The 14864-nt window shown below is 52.0% G+C and carries 19 protein-coding genes and 1 tRNA gene; 13 read left to right on the top strand and 7 right to left on the bottom strand.

Features of this window, described 5'->3' with window-relative positions; genetic code table 11:
- The first annotated feature begins 131 nt into the window (after positions 1-131).
- Both SIB41_RS08265 and SIB41_RS08270 read left to right on the top strand, forming a co-directional pair.
- Complete coding sequence (locus tag SIB41_RS08265) at positions 132-347, top strand: hypothetical protein (protein WP_413361561.1); 216 nt, start codon at positions 132-134, stop codon at positions 345-347.
- 4 nt (positions 348-351) lie between these two features.
- A complete protein-coding gene (locus SIB41_RS08270) occupies positions 352-846 on the top strand; it encodes a hypothetical protein (RefSeq protein WP_413358143.1) in 495 nt (164 codons plus the stop codon).
- Positions 847-1276: 430 nt separating this feature from the next.
- Here SIB41_RS08270 and SIB41_RS08275 read toward each other — a convergent pair whose 3' ends face one another.
- The 4 genes from SIB41_RS08275 to SIB41_RS08290 form a co-directional block, all read right to left on the bottom strand.
- Positions 1277-1894 (bottom strand): tetratricopeptide repeat protein, encoded by a 618-nt coding sequence (locus tag SIB41_RS08275; RefSeq protein ID WP_413358145.1) that lies wholly within the window; start codon positions 1892-1894, stop codon positions 1277-1279.
- A gap of 198 nt (positions 1895-2092) precedes the next feature.
- The gene (locus tag SIB41_RS08280; protein ID WP_063397582.1) at positions 2093-2359 is read right to left on the bottom strand and encodes a hypothetical protein; all 267 of its coding nucleotides are present in this window, start codon (positions 2357-2359) and stop codon (positions 2093-2095) included.
- A gap of 287 nt (positions 2360-2646) precedes the next feature.
- Positions 2647-2865: a hypothetical protein gene (locus SIB41_RS08285; protein ID WP_169189829.1), complete on the bottom strand. Its 219-nt coding sequence runs from the start codon at positions 2863-2865 to the stop codon at positions 2647-2649.
- 48 nt (positions 2866-2913) lie between these two features.
- Positions 2914-3075, bottom strand: coding sequence for a hypothetical protein (locus SIB41_RS08290; protein WP_155724717.1), 162 nt, complete (start codon positions 3073-3075; stop codon positions 2914-2916).
- Positions 3076-3575: 500 nt separating this feature from the next.
- Between SIB41_RS08290 and SIB41_RS08295 the strand changes: the two genes are divergently transcribed.
- Both SIB41_RS08295 and SIB41_RS08300 read left to right on the top strand, forming a co-directional pair.
- On the top strand, positions 3576-3839 hold the full coding sequence (locus tag SIB41_RS08295) for a recombinase family protein (RefSeq protein ID WP_413358147.1): 264 nt from the start codon (positions 3576-3578) through the stop codon (positions 3837-3839).
- A gap of 842 nt (positions 3840-4681) precedes the next feature.
- Positions 4682-4948, top strand: a complete 267-nt coding sequence (locus SIB41_RS08300) for a hypothetical protein (RefSeq protein ID WP_413358149.1) — start codon at positions 4682-4684, stop codon at positions 4946-4948.
- A gap of 127 nt (positions 4949-5075) precedes the next feature.
- On the opposite strand, the gene SIB41_RS08305 is transcribed toward SIB41_RS08300, so the two are convergent.
- A tRNA-Cys gene (locus tag SIB41_RS08305) sits at positions 5076-5146 on the bottom strand.
- Between the two features lie 54 nt (positions 5147-5200).
- On the opposite strand from SIB41_RS08305, the gene SIB41_RS08310 reads away from it, so the two are divergent.
- The gene (locus SIB41_RS08310) at positions 5201-6448 is read left to right on the top strand and encodes a lipid-A-disaccharide synthase-related protein (protein ID WP_413361475.1); all 1248 of its coding nucleotides are present in this window, start codon (positions 5201-5203) and stop codon (positions 6446-6448) included.
- Between the two features lie 40 nt (positions 6449-6488).
- The gene (locus tag SIB41_RS08315) at positions 6489-6758 is read left to right on the top strand and encodes a hypothetical protein (RefSeq protein ID WP_413358151.1); all 270 of its coding nucleotides are present in this window, start codon (positions 6489-6491) and stop codon (positions 6756-6758) included.
- Between the two features lie 15 nt (positions 6759-6773).
- On the opposite strand, the gene SIB41_RS08320 is transcribed toward SIB41_RS08315, so the two are convergent.
- Complete coding sequence (locus tag SIB41_RS08320; RefSeq protein ID WP_413358153.1) at positions 6774-7418, bottom strand: ribonuclease D; 645 nt, start codon at positions 7416-7418, stop codon at positions 6774-6776.
- A 201-nt stretch (positions 7419-7619) separates the two neighbouring features.
- On the opposite strand from SIB41_RS08320, the gene SIB41_RS08325 reads away from it, so the two are divergent.
- From SIB41_RS08325 to SIB41_RS08335, 3 genes are read left to right on the top strand one after another with little or no spacing between them, the layout of a single operon-like run.
- A complete protein-coding gene (locus tag SIB41_RS08325; protein ID WP_413358155.1) occupies positions 7620-7916 on the top strand; it encodes a hypothetical protein in 297 nt (98 codons plus the stop codon).
- Between the two features lie 36 nt (positions 7917-7952).
- On the top strand, positions 7953-8507 hold the full coding sequence (locus SIB41_RS08330; RefSeq protein ID WP_413358157.1) for a cofactor assembly of complex C subunit B: 555 nt from the start codon (positions 7953-7955) through the stop codon (positions 8505-8507).
- 60 nt (positions 8508-8567) lie between these two features.
- The gene (locus SIB41_RS08335) at positions 8568-9398 is read left to right on the top strand and encodes an N-acetylmuramoyl-L-alanine amidase (RefSeq protein ID WP_413358159.1); all 831 of its coding nucleotides are present in this window, start codon (positions 8568-8570) and stop codon (positions 9396-9398) included.
- Here the strand turns inward: SIB41_RS08335 and hemF are convergent.
- Positions 9325-10401 (bottom strand): oxygen-dependent coproporphyrinogen oxidase, encoded by a 1077-nt coding sequence (hemF, locus tag SIB41_RS08340; RefSeq protein ID WP_063400783.1) that lies wholly within the window; start codon positions 10399-10401, stop codon positions 9325-9327. The two genes, SIB41_RS08335 and hemF, sit on opposite strands and share 74 nt — an antisense overlap.
- Positions 10402-10531: 130 nt before the next feature.
- On the opposite strand from hemF, the gene SIB41_RS08345 reads away from it, so the two are divergent.
- The 4 genes from SIB41_RS08345 (at position 10532) to SIB41_RS08360 (ending at position 14832) form a co-directional block, all read left to right on the top strand.
- Entirely contained in the window at positions 10532-11608 is a 1077-nt protein-coding gene (locus SIB41_RS08345; RefSeq protein WP_413358161.1) for an Mrp/NBP35 family ATP-binding protein, read from the top strand.
- 2 nt (positions 11609-11610) lie between these two features.
- Complete coding sequence (gene rodA / locus SIB41_RS08350; protein WP_413358163.1) at positions 11611-12894, top strand: rod shape-determining protein RodA; 1284 nt, start codon at positions 11611-11613, stop codon at positions 12892-12894.
- Positions 12891-14285, top strand: a complete 1395-nt coding sequence (locus tag SIB41_RS08355) for a sensor histidine kinase (protein WP_413358165.1) — start codon at positions 12891-12893, stop codon at positions 14283-14285. The genes rodA and SIB41_RS08355 overlap by 4 nt, the downstream gene beginning before the upstream one ends.
- 118 nt (positions 14286-14403) lie before the next feature.
- Entirely contained in the window at positions 14404-14832 is a 429-nt protein-coding gene (locus SIB41_RS08360) for a photosystem I reaction center subunit II PsaD (protein ID WP_011826874.1), read from the top strand.
- Positions 14833-14864: the final 32 nt, after the last annotated feature.

Below are 14864 nucleotides of genomic sequence, written 5' to 3' on the forward strand. Positions count from 1 at the left end.
CTCCAAATGGATGGCCTTCCCCTGGCTAAGTACTGACAACCGAGCTAATCGAAAGACTCTAGAAATTGCAACGTCAAGGTTGAGATGCTTGGGCCCACTCCTGTTTCACCAGCGTTCCCATCTGAAGGGGCATGATCACAAAATCGAATCAGATCGCCATCCTCGCGACCATGACGAGAACCGGCAAATCATCCGATCCATTTCACTCCAGAAAACCTCTAAGGGGCAAGGATGCAAAAGCGGTTGACACCCCAGAGGATGGGGATGTCCTTTGCAAGCACTGTCGGCGAACCGCAATCAATGGCATACGTTGTCTAGGAATGTGTGTCGCTGATAGCGACTATTAACTAGATGCGCACTCCGCTTGTTCCCCTCTTGCTGATCAGCCTGTCCATGATTGCTGGAACAAGTTCAATCGCCGATCCACGCCAAGCTATTGGTCGCTTTGAAACGATTGCTAGCAAATGTCAATACAGATTGGGGAGCGGCTCTCTGCAGACTTGCCATGTTGTTCAGATGGATCGCAAGACAGAGACAGTGACCGGGGTACGCTTCATCGGCCGAGGCGTAGTACACGGATCCAGCCGTCATCTCACCTTTGTCGCCAACGCACCGGATCAGACCATCCCATTACGCTGTATATCAGGTAGCTGCACCCTGAACAAGAAAAGATGGACAGCCACGGTGAGCAGCGTGGCAGAAAGAAAGTTTGATGGGCGAGGAATTGCAGAAGGACTGCCTCAAGCCTGGCCGGTAAAGGGTGATTGTGAGCTCTCTTTGACAAAACTCCGCTGCAGGGCACGGGCCATGAGTGGAGAGGTCCTTACCGGAGAAGCCCAACTTTGAGAGACCAGCAAGAGCGGGCAACTTCAAGACGAGGATCCTTATAACTGGCTAGCGAACCTACCTACAAGCTTGTCTATTCTGCGCACCACAAGAAGACCCAGGGCCAAATCCGGCTCGTTGGAGCTTTAGCGAAGGGAAAGATTTGCCCCCTTAACAGTCAGAAAACAGCAATGCTCCTTTCTAAAAAGTAAAGAAAGCGCTTAAGATAGGTCAACAGAACCTCAGTGAGCCGAAGGTCATTAAGCCTCTAAAACGGGTTAATTCAATCTGCACTAATCCTGAATTAACAACTTCATTTTAGAAGAAAGAGTGAGAAAAGAGAATCCATGCAGTTTAGCAAAGCGAAGGCTTGGAGAACTTCAAGATTGATCAGCCAAAAGTGAAGCAACATTACTCCCAAATTGCATGGTGCAGACAGACAGAACACATTCTAGCGGCATGACTCTTTCACCCACTTAGCAGCTATTTCATCGCCTAATGCGGATGCCTCTCTCCAATCAGCACAAGCACCTGTTAGGTTGCCATCATTCTCTTTTGAAATTCCACGATTTAGGTAAGCAACCGCAAGTTTAGAATCAATCTCTAGTGCCTTATTGTAATCAGCAATTGCCGCTCGATTGTCGCCTGATTTCCTATTTGCAACACCGCGATTGTTGTATGCAATAGCATGGTTGGCGTCAATTTCCAGAGCCTTGCTGTAATCATCAATCGCACCTTTATAATCCTCTAATTCATCCTTCGCATTACCACGATTATAATATGCAAGAGCATACTTAGGGTCAATGATTAATGCCTTGCTAAAATCTTCGATTGATCCTTGATAATCACCAATCCCATATTTAACATTGCCGCTTTTAATGTAAGCATTTACATCATTCTCTTCCCCATCTCTTCTTGCTGAGACCGCCACCCCGGCAACTCCAGCAACAGCCGTAGAAACAATCACCAGGGGTTTGCCTACCCGAAAGAACGACAAGCCAACAGCAGTGACAGCAGCTGTGGCAACACCTACGGCAATGGCAGCAGTATGGCGTGGCATCGAGGTCATTCTCCTATTGACTCAGCCTAGACAAAAGGTGCCACCCTCCCAAGAGTGAAGCCGTTTTTTGGCATCAAGATTAAAAAGGACACCCTCAACCGACGTTCTTAAACCCGAGACTAATTTTCGGGCATCTACGACCTCAGACTGATAAGCAATTTCAAGCCTGGCGAAATCCAAGCTTCAGCAAACAAAGCGACCCCTCCCTCAGGTGCCACCATTGCAGAAACGAACTGCTGCAGAGACGCTCATTCCACTGTTCCTTGTCTCTTCAATACAGGCATTAAAAAACTTTGCTTCCTGCTTAAGCGGATACAACTTGATCGCAATTGCCAAAAGAGCAAATGCCGCTATCCACCTTGCGGCTAAACCTCCAGCCCCAAATGCATACCAAAGGATCCGCCTACTACCGGAGGAGCTCGCACATTTCTTAGACTTCTTGGATTTCTTGCCCTTGCCGTTGTCCTTTGCCATTGAATCAGTGATGATTCAACAAACACTAGGCTGTTCAAGCTCCAAGCAGCTTTAGGTCTTCCAAAAGAGCGCCAGGGTGCTAGAGCAAGACCAAATCAATAGTCCAAGCAGCACTTCATTCACTCCACAACAGCGTTGGATTTATCTTGCTGAAATTGGATTGCTTGGTCCAGACTGATCAGGTGGAAGTGGGCAGCTCACCAATCCCAACGAGAACCCAGGAGGAAGGGCCTGATGCTTTGCAGGAATAAACAAAGATCATGGATCGAGCTCTACCCCCCTTCAGATCACCATGCAATCAAAGACACACCTGCAATCAAGAGTGTTGTAACGACAAAACCAAGGCCAAAGATAATTGCCCCTATTCCTGTATTCCAATAAATAGACATGCTTAGCAACTCATCTCCTTCCTTTAAAGATTGATCTGGCGATGAGCCCAGCTGAAAAGACACATAGTCATTGATCCATACCTGTGTTGCTGATCGATAGGGTGATTCGGTTGTCACAAAATCGACAACCTCTATAACTCTCTCTTTAATTGTCGCTCGTGTCACTTATACAACCGCCCTTGCAATCAAGGTGATAGCAGCAAACAGAACTGCTGAGACAAGGAATCCAACCGCAAAAATACCTGCAACTATGCCTGTATTCAAATAAACGGAGACAGTCGCTAACTCCTGTCCTTTTTTTTCTGCCACTGATTTTTTCTCTGCCACTGGATGAAGCTGAAGGAATCAATATCCTATAGCCCCACCTCTTTAGATTACTTGTGACCTGCTCTGCAGAACCTTCGCTTGAGGACGGCAGGACTGGCAAGGTCTGTTCAGGCTCATCAAGAGCTCATCACCCTCCACCTGTATGTCTGATCCCCTCATATGGCAACAATCGCCCCATGAGCCAATGTTCTGACCCTCCAAAAAGCAAGCAGGCCCACAAAAGAAGAAACGACAATCCACTCGCCAAGTTTTTTTACCTCAATGATCATGACCACCTCATTGGTGACAAGAGAGCTCAACCCGCGTTGAAGGCTGTCTCTTGCACCGCGACAGGTTCTCTCACCCATAAAGATAAAGAGCCTTAGGGTCAAGCCTGCAATAGAGCACCGCGTCGGATGCCCTCAAGTACAGGCCTTATTTTCTGAGTATCTGCGTCATAGGACTCCTAAATCAATCTTGAGCATTCGGAATCAAAGCATCAGCAGATAAAGCCGGTCCCTTTGATTGACATTCAAGCGCTTAGGCAAAGGCCCCCAGCGAGCACTTCATGTCAGACCGCCGATCATCAAGCTGAGGCATTAAATGAAGCAGGCTGCTGTCTTAACTGTCACCAGGCCATCAGCACTAGGCTGAAAGAAGTGGGCAGACCACAACTGCAAACTGCTTTAGCAGCAATCGATGAAGGTGATGAATTGGTAGTCGTGAAGTCGAACCGACTAGAAAGAAACCAAGTGGAAGCGATTGCAAGGCTACAAGATCTTTAGAAGAAAAGCATCCATATCAGAACAGCGGATGATCTGATCAACACAAGAGCAATAGGTAAATTGATGCCAGTCCTTCTTGGATTTTTTCTGGTCTTGCTGAAGTAGAGCCTTCGCTGACCAGTGAAAAAACAATTGAACACATTTAGCACCTCTTGAAAACAGGAGGAAAATTTGGAGGACGATCCAAGAGAAATGCTGCAAAGGAGAGTTTGGCGCTGTGGTTGAGGGATGAAGGTTGCTCTTGTCGATCCATCAGAAAACAAATAGGTCTTGCACTCTCAACAATCCTCAGGATTATTATGAAAAAGGAAGCATTAGCCGCATGAACCTGATCGAAGCACACAAAAGATCTATTGAACGTGAAAAAAAGAAGCTTGGGGTGTCTGACTATGGGTTGCTCTGGATTTCCTTCCTAAGAGGAGCATTTGTCGCCCTGATAATTGAGAGGTTAATCATCCATTAATGAAAACAATCTTACTTGGCCTCATCGTTGCCCTTCTCTGGTCTTCACCTCAAGCAAGAACCACGACAGCCAATGGTCTCAGGATGGCGGCAAACTGGTTGGATCCAAAGGAGGAACCTACGAAGAACCCCAAACACATAAAAATCCCCAACCCTTTATATGTTGAGCAAGAATAAAAATAGAGCTCATTTCTAATTAAGAGATCAACAAGCTTCAAAAAAGGCGGCAGAGCAAAGAACACCCAGAACAGCCTCCTCCTACGCTATTGAAATGGCAGTTGTACTTCAACCATTTCCATATTTGCTCTTATTTCCTGCCCATTGAGTAAATAAGATCATGAGCGATGTTAGCTTAAGTAAAGCTGGTTGATTGCCCTCATATGAAAGACGCTCATGAGCAAGTTTTAAGCGAAGATAGCAAAGAGGTATGGCGAGATCATGTTCTTCAAGAAATAGTTGATTTTCTTGGATCCCGCAAAGACGAAATTTATGAGAACTACGCCAAACAGAGCGAAGGAAGACTCTCTAAAGAAGTCATTGAGGATGAAGGCTTGATGGACTTTGAACTCGCGATTACTTTCCTACGAGACAAGAAAAAATGGTTTGGACTTGGCTCCGGTTTCTTCAAGGCTAATCTCATTCGTTAAGTTCATGGAATCGTGACAACGTTAATTGAGAAGTAGCCCAACTCCCCTTCCGCTCCCCTTCCTCTTTTGCAGAGAACTAAGACGAGAACACGCCAGTTACTGCGACTTGTTTGGAGGACATTGTCGAAGGCGGCACCCAGATTCGAACTGGGGATAAAGGATTTGCAATCCTCTGCCTTACCACTTGGCCATGCCGCCGCCAGGGAGACTCAATTCCCTGCAGCGGATCGTATCAGCCACTCTGCTAGCTCTCTGCTCGTGATTTGCAACGGGCATGGCGAGGATCTGATTGCACTACGGGTGTTGGAGGCACTACATCGCAAATGTCCAAGTCTGCCCATTGAAGTGCTTCCCCTCGTAGGGGTAGGACAAGCTTTTGAACATGCCTTAGCCGCTGGATGGCTTAAGCGCCTGGGCCCTTCAGCGCCCTTGCCAAGTGGTGGCTTCAGCAATCAAAGCTTGCGGGGCCTGATTGCTGATCTTGCTGCCGGACTCACTCTGCTCAGCTGGCGACAGTGGCGATGTGTGCGCCGCTCAGCCAAAGCTGGCAAAGCCATTCTGGCAGTAGGAGACCTGTTGCCCCTGCTCATGGCATGGAGCAGTGGTGGAACCTATGGCTTCATCGGCACACCGAAAAGTGATTACACCTGGCGAAGTGGACCAGGCCGAGCCTTGAGCGACCACTACCACCGCCTCAAAGGCAGTGAATGGGATCCCTGGGAATGGGCCCTAATGCGATCTTCGCGATGCCGAGTGGTTGCCGTTCGTGATCAGCTCACCGCCAGCGGACTACGACGCCACGGGGTAGCCGCAACGGCGCCTGGAAACCCAATGATGGATGGATTCAAGGTCGAAGCAATTCCTGCCGCCCTCAACCGATACCGGCGACTGTTATTGCTCTGTGGAAGTCGAATGCCCGAAGCAGGCACGAATTTCAAGCGACTGCTTGAAGGCCTAGGCCAGCTCGAAAGCGATTTACCGCTAGCACTACTTGTAGCCCTTGGCTCCCAACCCAGCCTCAACCAGATCGAAGCGATTCTCAGAACCGATGGCTATCTACCATCCATCCCCCCCATCGACACCCTGGAAGCCAAGGCCTGCTGGGTCAAAGGTACACAGCTCGTGCTGCTCGGGCCTGGTCAATTCAGCCGCTGGGCGGCCTGGACCGAAGTGGGCCTTGTCACCGCTGGAACCGCCACAGAACAACTTGTAGGTCTAGGCATTCCAGCCTTATCCATGCCTGGGCCAGGACCACAATTCAAACGACAATTCGCCATGCGGCAAAGTCGCCTCTTGGGAGGAGCCGTACTGCCCTGTCAAAGCAAAGAAGAACTGGCAGACAGGCTGCAGAGACTGTTAAAAGACGACTCCCTTCGACAGCGATTAGGCAGGGTTGGCAACAGACGAATGGGAACAGCTGGCGGAAGTGCTGCACTCGCAGCACTGATCTCACAGCTTTTATTAGGACATACGAGAGCACCTAGACAACGCTCTGTTTGACCCGCCATAGCGGATACTGAACGCTTGCAGCACCACTGCCATGGCGGCCATGCAGGACCATGCCTTAGTGAAAATCTGCGCCGAACTGGCCAGCTGCCTCAGCATTAGCCTTGCCTCGGCCCGAAGGAAGGTTGACCTGACAGCAAGTCGAGAGGAGGTTAGGAATCTTGAAGGCCGCAAGGCCATTGCCGAACGTCTACTTGAGGAGGCTCGCTCACGCCCAACAGAGGGAGAAAACACCTCAGGTTCTCAACTCGACCTACTTCTGGAAGCTGTGGCCAGTGAAGAGAACTTCATGGTTGAGGACTAAAGCCCACGACACTGGTCAATGTTCAAAGATCTGGGTAAATCGCAAACGATCCAGTTCCGCGATAACAGGAATGCAGCTGAAACAACGCTGAGCAATCTCCCAGCGCCCCTCACGTCGCAACATCATTTCTAGACGTTGCCTAGCCGGAAGCAGATATCGAGCATCGTTGGCTGCATAGGCCAACTGAACATCGCTGAGTTCCTCAACCCTTCCCCAATCACTGCTCTGGGCCTGCTTATCCAGTTCAACTCCAACCAACTCCATCACCACCTCCTTCAACCCATGGCGAGGGCTATAGGTACGTGCAAGGCGACTGGCCACCTTCGTACAGAAAATGGGCAAAACGGAGATGCCCAATCCGCTAGCAAGTGCGGCCACATCAAAGCGAGCAAAGTGGAACACCTTTTCAACAGAAGTGGCCTCCATGAGCTTCTGCAAGCGAGGGGCAGAGGTCTGACCCAAACCGATCCGCACGCATGCCACATTGTCGGCAGGGTCACAAATCTGCACAAGACAGAGGCGGTCGCGGCCATGAATAAGTCCCATAGCCTCAGTGTCTACCGCAATGGCAGATGCTCTGAGATATCGATTCGCCCAGTCTGAGTCGAGATCCCCATCGAAAACGACAAAACTTGCAGGAGCTTGAGAAAAGTCGGCCATTAAGCAAATGGCGCAGGGCCAGGACAGATCCTCACCACTCTGAAGGGCCACAGCGCCGGCTTGCTCATTTTGCTGATTTGAAAACGGTGGCGAGACTGGGTTGAATCAGGCATTGTCACTCGCTCGCCTTGAGCATCCGAAGCATGCCCTCGCTGAACTGTCTGGCCGATATCAAGCAAGATTTTTTCAACCACCGCAACAGTGTCTCGATCTGGGAGCAACCGACTACAGATTGCTGATCTCCTTGCTCAAAACAGTCAACTATCAAGCAAGCATCTTGCATCAACTAGCTCTGAGGCTGCCACGCCATCGGCTTTCGAAAGGCATGCTGCAAAAAGTCCTGAATTTTCTAAAGAGCTAAGCAAGGCTCATACAACAACACCAACCACCGCTGCCCAAAACCTGATCCGACCGAATCGCATGCTTCAGCTCCTCGCTACAGCAAAGGCTGATGCAAAGCGACTGATAGAGCCCTGCCATGGCATCGTAAAGACCTAGAACAGATGGGTACATCAGCACCCATGCACGAACGCGATGCCGGCGGTCTTCTCCTCGACCCTGCTACTCACAGTGCTACTGGCCATCGGCCTGGTGTTCTTTCTGCGGGCAGCAAGTAAAGACCGAACCACGGTTGTAGATGTTCACTCACCGCGTCCCCCACTAGAGGTCCTCAATGGAATGATCCACTGGCTGGAGGAACGAGGCTGGAAGCAAGATAGTGGCGATGCTGATAGACAAGTCCTTCGCTTCCGTGGAAGCGTTGCCTCCAGCCAATCGCTGGCAATCCTGTTATCCCTATACGCTGCCGTTGGTTCAGGCTGCCTTGGACTGGTTGTCCGCCAGCTTTATCCCCTCCTGGACTGGTGGCCACTTCTGCTTATTGGTCTGGGCCCACTCGCAGGATTGATCTACAGCAATCGCGCCAACCGCATTGAAGCCGTTGAACTTCGCTTGATCAGCTCCAGCGACGACGAAGGCAGCAGCCTGCGGCTGAGGGCCCATCGCGACGAACTGATTGCCATGGAATTGGAACTCTCCCAGCCCCTTGAGCTTGCTAGCGATGGCTCTCTTCTATCCTCTCCAATCTGAGTGATTTCAAATCTCAGCGAGAAAGGCAGGAACCTATTGGTTCTGAGCACAGCTTTCAGCTTGGGGATCAGCTTGCTTTGCCCGGCCACTTCCGCAGAAGCACCATCTGCGCCACCTATTGAATCTCCTTCAAGAACAGCACCGTCTCAATCGCCGATTGCAGAGCTAAACACCGGTCCCCGCACGCGCTTAAGGGGCAATTGGGTAGGTCGCCAACCTGTGTCTCCCTCTTTAAAGATTGTTGTCATGGCAGGACATGCAGACTCACAGGGGATGCATGGCTCAGGAACCCCAGGTGCTGCAGTTGATCAAAGGGGAGAAGCACCGATGGATCCCCGCATGCGGGATGAACTCTTTTGGAACCGGAAAGTACGCGATGCAGTCGTTGCCCTCAGTAAGCAAAAAGGGCTCAATATCATCGGCTACGACCCAGGAGCACTCTCAATTGCTAAAGCGAGCGATCCACGTACCAACTGGTCAGTAGCCCGCCGCCTTTCCAGGCAACGCGACTACATCCTAGAGATTCACTTCGATGCATACAGCCCGCATGGATATGGATCTGGACTGATCCCGGCCCTCAATCGCAACCTCAACCGAGTGGATGAAAGTCTTGCTCAGAGCTTCGGTCGATTTCCCAGATTCTTTCGGGGAGGCCTTGGTGGACCACGACGAGGGATCAGCATCCTTGAGATCGGAATGCTGGAAGGGAGTCTGGAGGCAAATCTCCGCAACCCCAAAACCAGAGAAGCAACCATTCAAGCCATCGCCCTTAAAGTCACCGATGCTTTGATGCTGGGAGTACGTGGGAAGACGTCTTCTAATCCACCGCCTGGTGTGGTCGACAACGCTCCTCCAACGTCGAATCCTCAAACCAATTCTGAGGTCGAGTAAACAAATCAGTGAGCAAAGCCTCCCTTGAATCAGCTGGTGCGACATATCCATACTCCCAACGAGCCAGTGGTGGCAAAGACATCAAGATCGACTCAGTTCGACCATTGGTTTGCAATCCGAAAATCGTGCCCCGATCCCAGACCAGATTGAACTCCGCATATCGCCCACGGCGATACAACTGGAATTGACGTTCTCGATCGCCATAGGCCTGCTCCTGACGTTTCTCCACAATCGGCACATAAGCCGGTAAGAAAGCCTTCCCGCAAGCTTTGGCCAGCTCAAATAACTGTTCCCAGCTCTTCGGATGAGGCCCTAACTCCCGTGAGACCTGTGCAGCGGGCCCCTCAGAGTTTTGACCTTTGTAAAGCACTCCAGATCCATCCTGGTAGTCGTAAAAAATTCCACCCACACCACGTGTCTCACCACGGTGCTTCAGATAGAAATATTCGTCACACCAAGGTTTAAAGACCTTATGGAGCTCAGGTCCAACCGTGTCACAAGCCTGCTTGTGAACGCGATGGAAATGGCGGGCATCTTCCAGGTAGGGATAAAACGGCGTGAGGTCAGCGCCACCACCAAACCACCAAACCGGCCCCGCCTCGAAATAGCGGTAATTAAGGTGGATCGTAGGTACATAGGGATTGCGAGGGTGTAGCACCATCGAAGTGCCGGTAGCAAACCAGGGATGCCCCTTTGCCTCAGGCCGCTGATTCAAAATCGACGGAGGCAACTCCTCGCCGTGCACCTCAGAGAAATTAACGCCGCCCTGTTCGAAAACTCGGCCCTCACGCATCACCTTGGATCGCCCACCACCCCCTTCAGGCCGCTCCCAACTGTCAGTTCTAAAAGATTGGCCACCATCCAGACTCTCCAGTTCATTACAGATCTCATCTTGCAAGCCGAGTACCAATTCACGTGCACGTTTGCGCGAGTGAGGAGGAGGAGGACCTTGGCCAACATTCTCAGAAGCACCCATAAGCTTGCCAATTAAAGTAGGAACAATGCAGACAACAGTAATAGTATTGCGTTGTATTTTGTGCCAGGACAGCTCTGTTTTTGTGTCTTTTCAGATATCGCCCTTGAGAACTGTCACGAGAGTCCACACATAGGATCCTCTCACCTGAAGGAAAGGCATGGCCACGGCCGAGCAAGCACACAATGCGCTTGATCAAGTCAAGGATTCAGGCAGCGGCCGCTCGGCTCTTGAAATGGGCTGGATTGACCACGTCCGTGTCATTCCTCCTCGCGCCGTCATCCGCCTCACCTTGCCTGGATTTGCCCAAAGCCAAAGGGATCGATTGGCACAAGAAGCTCGACAAGTCTTACTAGAGCTCAACGGCATCAGTGAGGTGCAGATTGAAATTGGGGAGACTGCCAGCCAGGGGCCTATAGGCCAGGCTGGCCATGGCCAATCTGCCGAGCCCCAGTCCATCCAAGGGGTTCAGCAGATTGTCGCCGTAAGCAGTGGTAAAGGGGGTGTTGGCAAAAGCACCGTGGCCGTCAATCTGGCCTGCGCACTAGCCCAGGAGGGTCTAAGCGTGGGACTGCTCGATGCCGATATCTATGGACCAAATACTCCAACCATGCTTGGAGTCGCTGATCAAACCCCTGAGGTGAGCGGCAACGGTGCTGAGCAATGCATCATCCCGATCGAAAGTCATGGGATAGCCATGGTGTCGATGGGTCTGCTAATCGAGGAGAACCAACCAGTGATCTGGCGCGGCCCGATGCTGAACGGGATTATCCGCCAATTCCTGTATCAGGCCTACTGGGGGGAGCGAGATGTTTTGGTGGTCGATCTACCTCCAGGCACTGGCGATGCACAGTTGTCACTAGCGCAGGCAGTTCCCATTGCGGGGGTGGTGATTGTCACCACCCCCCAGAAAGTTTCACTGCAGGATGCTCGCCGAGGACTGGCAATGTTCAAGCAAATGGGCATCAACGTGCTGGGCGTGGTCGAAAACATGACCGCCTTCGTACCTCCCGATCAACCAGAGCGTCGTTACGCCCTATTCGGCTCTGGAGGGGGAGAGCAGCTGGCGATGGAAAACAATGTCCCTCTGCTGGCACAAATCCCTATGGAAATGCCTGTGCAAGAGGGGGGTAATGAAGGTAGCCCCATCGTTCATAGCCGACCCGAATCAGTGAGTGCCAAAGCCTTCAAGCAATTAGCCAAACAAGTTCTGGATTGCGCCTCCAAGGCCAGCTGACCATGCTTTCAAGCCAGAGGCGGCGACGCAATGGTGGCAAGTCCTTCCATTCTAAAGGGCATCTACGCAGATGGTGGAAAGAACTGGATCGAGTGCTCTGGGGGGTGCCAGTGGCCATGGTGATCCTTGCGGGCGTCCTGATCGCCAGCACTCAAAGACAGGCTGATTACGCCGACTGGTATCACCACTGGATCACCGCTGGATTGGGATGCTTGGTCGCTCTGTTGCTGGCCCGATTGCCAGTCCAGAGACTGCGGCCGCTATTAATTCCCCTCTACGCACTCACTGTTCTGAGCCTGGTAGCCGTTCGCCTAATCGGCACCTCCGCCCTAGGCGCTCAGCGGTGGATCAGCATCGCTGGGGTGAATGTTCAGCCATCTGAATTCGCCAAACTGACAGCAATACTCCTTTTGGCAGCAGTACTCGACCGCCACCCGATAGAACGCCCCATCGACCTGATGAGGCCTTTGGCCGTGATTTCTGTGCCCTGGACACTGGTCTTCCTGCAACCGGATCTCGGCAGTTCACTCGTGTTCGGAGCCCTGCTAGTGACAATGCTCTATTGGGCTGACATGCCCTGGGAATGGGTCCTGTTGCTCCTATCACCTCTAGCCACAGCACTCCTTGCAGGGCTATGGCCTTGGACTCTCTGCGCATGGCTCCCTCTGATGGGTTTGCTGGCCTATCGCTCACTGCCATGGAAACGCCTGGCCGCTTCGCTCACTTTGGCGCTGCAAGGAGTCGTGGCTGTTACCACCCCTTGGCTTTGGTTGCATGGCCTCAAGGACTATCAAAGAGAAAGGCTGGTGCTGTTTCTCGATCCCACCAAAGACCCCCTAGGTGGTGGCTACCACCTCCTGCAAAGCACTGTGGGCATTGGCTCTGGCGGGCTATTTGGCACAGGGCTGCTGCAAGGTCAACTCACCAAGCTACGTTTCATCCCCGAGCAGCACACCGATTTCATCTTCAGTGCCCTAGGGGAAGAAACTGGCTTCATCGGGACCATCCTTGTCGTAACAGGCTTCGCGCTACTCATGGGACGCCTACTACAAGTTGCCAGAGAAGCCCGCACTGACTTCGAATCACTGGTTGTCATAGGCGTCGCCACGATGGTGATGTTCCAAGTGGTCGTGAACATCTTTATGACCATTGGCCTTGGCCCTGTAACTGGTATCCCCTTACCATTTATGAGCTATGGCCGCTCAGCAATGGTGGTGAACTTCGTAGCACTTGGACTCTGCCTTTCGGTGGCACGCCGAGGCCACACAAGACTCAACAACTGGTGAGAGATTCCATCTCGCTCACCACGATCCAACAACGGCTTGCAGAAGGTGTCACTCCTGGCCGAGTCGATGAAGCCACCGTTCGACGCCTGTGGTGGGCAGCTCTGGACACCTTGCAAGACGACATCCTGCTGCCCATGGATCCTGAAAAGGGGCTTTGGCTGGCAGCACCCCTACCTGCGCTCTATGAGCCAAGACTGCTCGAACGCTTAAAAGGATGGGTCTGGGCACCAGACGAGCTCGAAACACTCCATTCTCCTCAAGGCGGCCTCTTGCCCCCCAGTCGCGTGAGGTCATCAATCCATGAGAGAAGCAATTCAGCTGTCGGGGGCTATCAACGGTTACCACTGCGCCAAAACGATGGTCATGAGCCCCTTCTGCTGATCATTACCCCGGATGTTCAAATTGCCCTGGCCCTGCATGGCAAACCCGCAGAGCGCCATCTGTTAATGCGCAGTGATCCCGAAACCCTCAGTGATCTCTTGAAGATGCTGGACCTGAGACTGAACAGCGAAGACCCTGGCCATGCCATTGAGCTTCGTCAGGCTTTGGCAAACCTAGGACCTTTACAAAGCAACCCTGAACTAGAAAAAATCTTCTGGCCTCGGCTTGCGGAACGGTTGGCCGGCATGGCCCCAAGTCTCACACTGCAACCGACTCCTGAAAGATCACACCCGGCCAAGTCCATAGGAGAAACAAATCAAGAAACGAGTGCTGAACTCATTCTGCTGGAGGCACTCACTCACGAGGTGCGAACCCCACTAGCCACCATACGAACCCTGATCCACTCCCTGCTGCGGCGAAGTGACCTTCCTGGTGTCGTAGTCAAACGTCTCAAACAGATCGATGCTGAGTGCACTGAGCAAATTGATCGATTCGGTCTCATTTTTCATGCCGCAGAACTTCAGCGGCAGCCGCCAGAAGCGTCCATGCTCGCCCATACCGACCTCGGCGCCATGCTGGCCATGCTTCATCCAGCCTGGCGTCAGCAGCTCGAACGCCGCGGGGTAGGACTCCAGATCGATATCACCCCTGATTTGCCAGAAGTTCTTAGTGATCCAAGACGTCTTGAACCGATGCTGGGTGGATTAATTGATCGCACGAGCCGCGGCCTGCCAGCAGGTGGCAGCCTATCGCTCACACTTCGCCCTGCGGGCCCCCGCCTAAAGCTTCAAATCCTCAGCCAAATACCAAATCATGAAGATCAAGGAGCCAGCAGTAGGGATCAAAAGGCTGCTCTAGGCCCAGTGCTGAGCTGGGACCCCAAAACCGGCAGCCTGCAACTCAGCCAAGCTGCAACCCAACGAATGCTGGCTAGCTTGGGTGGGTGGCTAACACAGCGTCGGGACAAAGGGCTCACAGTATTTTTTCCCATCGCTGAGGAAAAACTTTGAACTCCAAAACAAGCCACAATGTTGACGGGTGTGAAGCTTGCAGCCAAGCAGTGCCATAGGGCACAAAACGCAGTGCTACTTTTCACCTGTAACGGTATGCCGATTCTCGAGGTTACTCATGACAGCAACGGCGTTAACAGGTCAGTATCCCAAGTATCTAGGGAGCACCGGGGGCCTTCTAAATTCCGCTGAAACCGAAGAGAAGTACGCCATCACTTGGAGCAGCTCAACAGCTCAGGCGTTCGAACTACCCACTGGCGGCGCAGCTGAAATGAATGAGGGCGAGAACCTCATGTATTTCGCTCGCAAAGAACAATGCCTCGCGTTAGGCACTCAACTGCGTACCTTCAAACCCAAGATTGAAGACTACAAAATTTATCGCGTCTTCCCAGGTGGTGACACCGAATTCCTGCATCCAAAAGACGGCGTATTCCCCGAGAAAGTCAATGAAGGGAGGGTTATGGTGAACGTCAACAATCGCCGGATCGGAGAAAACGCCAATCCAGCGAAATTAAAATTCAGCGGGCGCAACACCTACGACGCCTGAGTCCCTTTCGCCTGAAGGGTACGGGGATCTTC

The sequence above is a fragment of the Prochlorococcus sp. MIT 1201 genome (assembly GCF_047303415.1).
In the GTDB taxonomy this organism is placed as follows: Bacteria; Cyanobacteriota; Cyanobacteriia; order PCC-6307; family Cyanobiaceae; genus Prochlorococcus; species Prochlorococcus marinus_D.

Bases quoted from the DNA above. Each gene is read 5' to 3' on its own strand.
- SIB41_RS08265 (WP_413361561.1), top strand. From the start codon at position 132: ATGATCACAAAATCGAATCAGATCGCCATCCTCGCGACCATGACGAGA.
- SIB41_RS08270 (WP_413358143.1), top strand. From the start codon at position 352: ATGCGCACTCCGCTTGTTCCCCTCTTGCTGATCAGCCTGTCCATGATT.
- SIB41_RS08275 (WP_413358145.1), bottom strand. From the start codon at position 1,894: ATGACCTCGATGCCACGCCATACTGCTGCCATTGCCGTAGGTGTTGCC.
- SIB41_RS08280 (WP_063397582.1), bottom strand. From the start codon at position 2,359: ATGGCAAAGGACAACGGCAAGGGCAAGAAATCCAAGAAGTCTAAGAAA.
- SIB41_RS08300 (WP_413358149.1), top strand. From the start codon at position 4,682: ATGAAAGACGCTCATGAGCAAGTTTTAAGCGAAGATAGCAAAGAGGTA.
- SIB41_RS08315 (WP_413358151.1), top strand. From the start codon at position 6,489: ATGGCGGCCATGCAGGACCATGCCTTAGTGAAAATCTGCGCCGAACTG.
- SIB41_RS08320 (WP_413358153.1), bottom strand. From the start codon at position 7,418: ATGGCCGACTTTTCTCAAGCTCCTGCAAGTTTTGTCGTTTTCGATGGG.
- SIB41_RS08330 (WP_413358157.1), top strand. From the start codon at position 7,953: ATGCCGGCGGTCTTCTCCTCGACCCTGCTACTCACAGTGCTACTGGCC.
- SIB41_RS08345 (WP_413358161.1), top strand. From the start codon at position 10,532: ATGGCCACGGCCGAGCAAGCACACAATGCGCTTGATCAAGTCAAGGAT.
- rodA (WP_413358163.1), top strand. From the start codon at position 11,611: ATGCTTTCAAGCCAGAGGCGGCGACGCAATGGTGGCAAGTCCTTCCAT.
- SIB41_RS08360 (WP_011826874.1), top strand. From the start codon at position 14,404: ATGACAGCAACGGCGTTAACAGGTCAGTATCCCAAGTATCTAGGGAGC.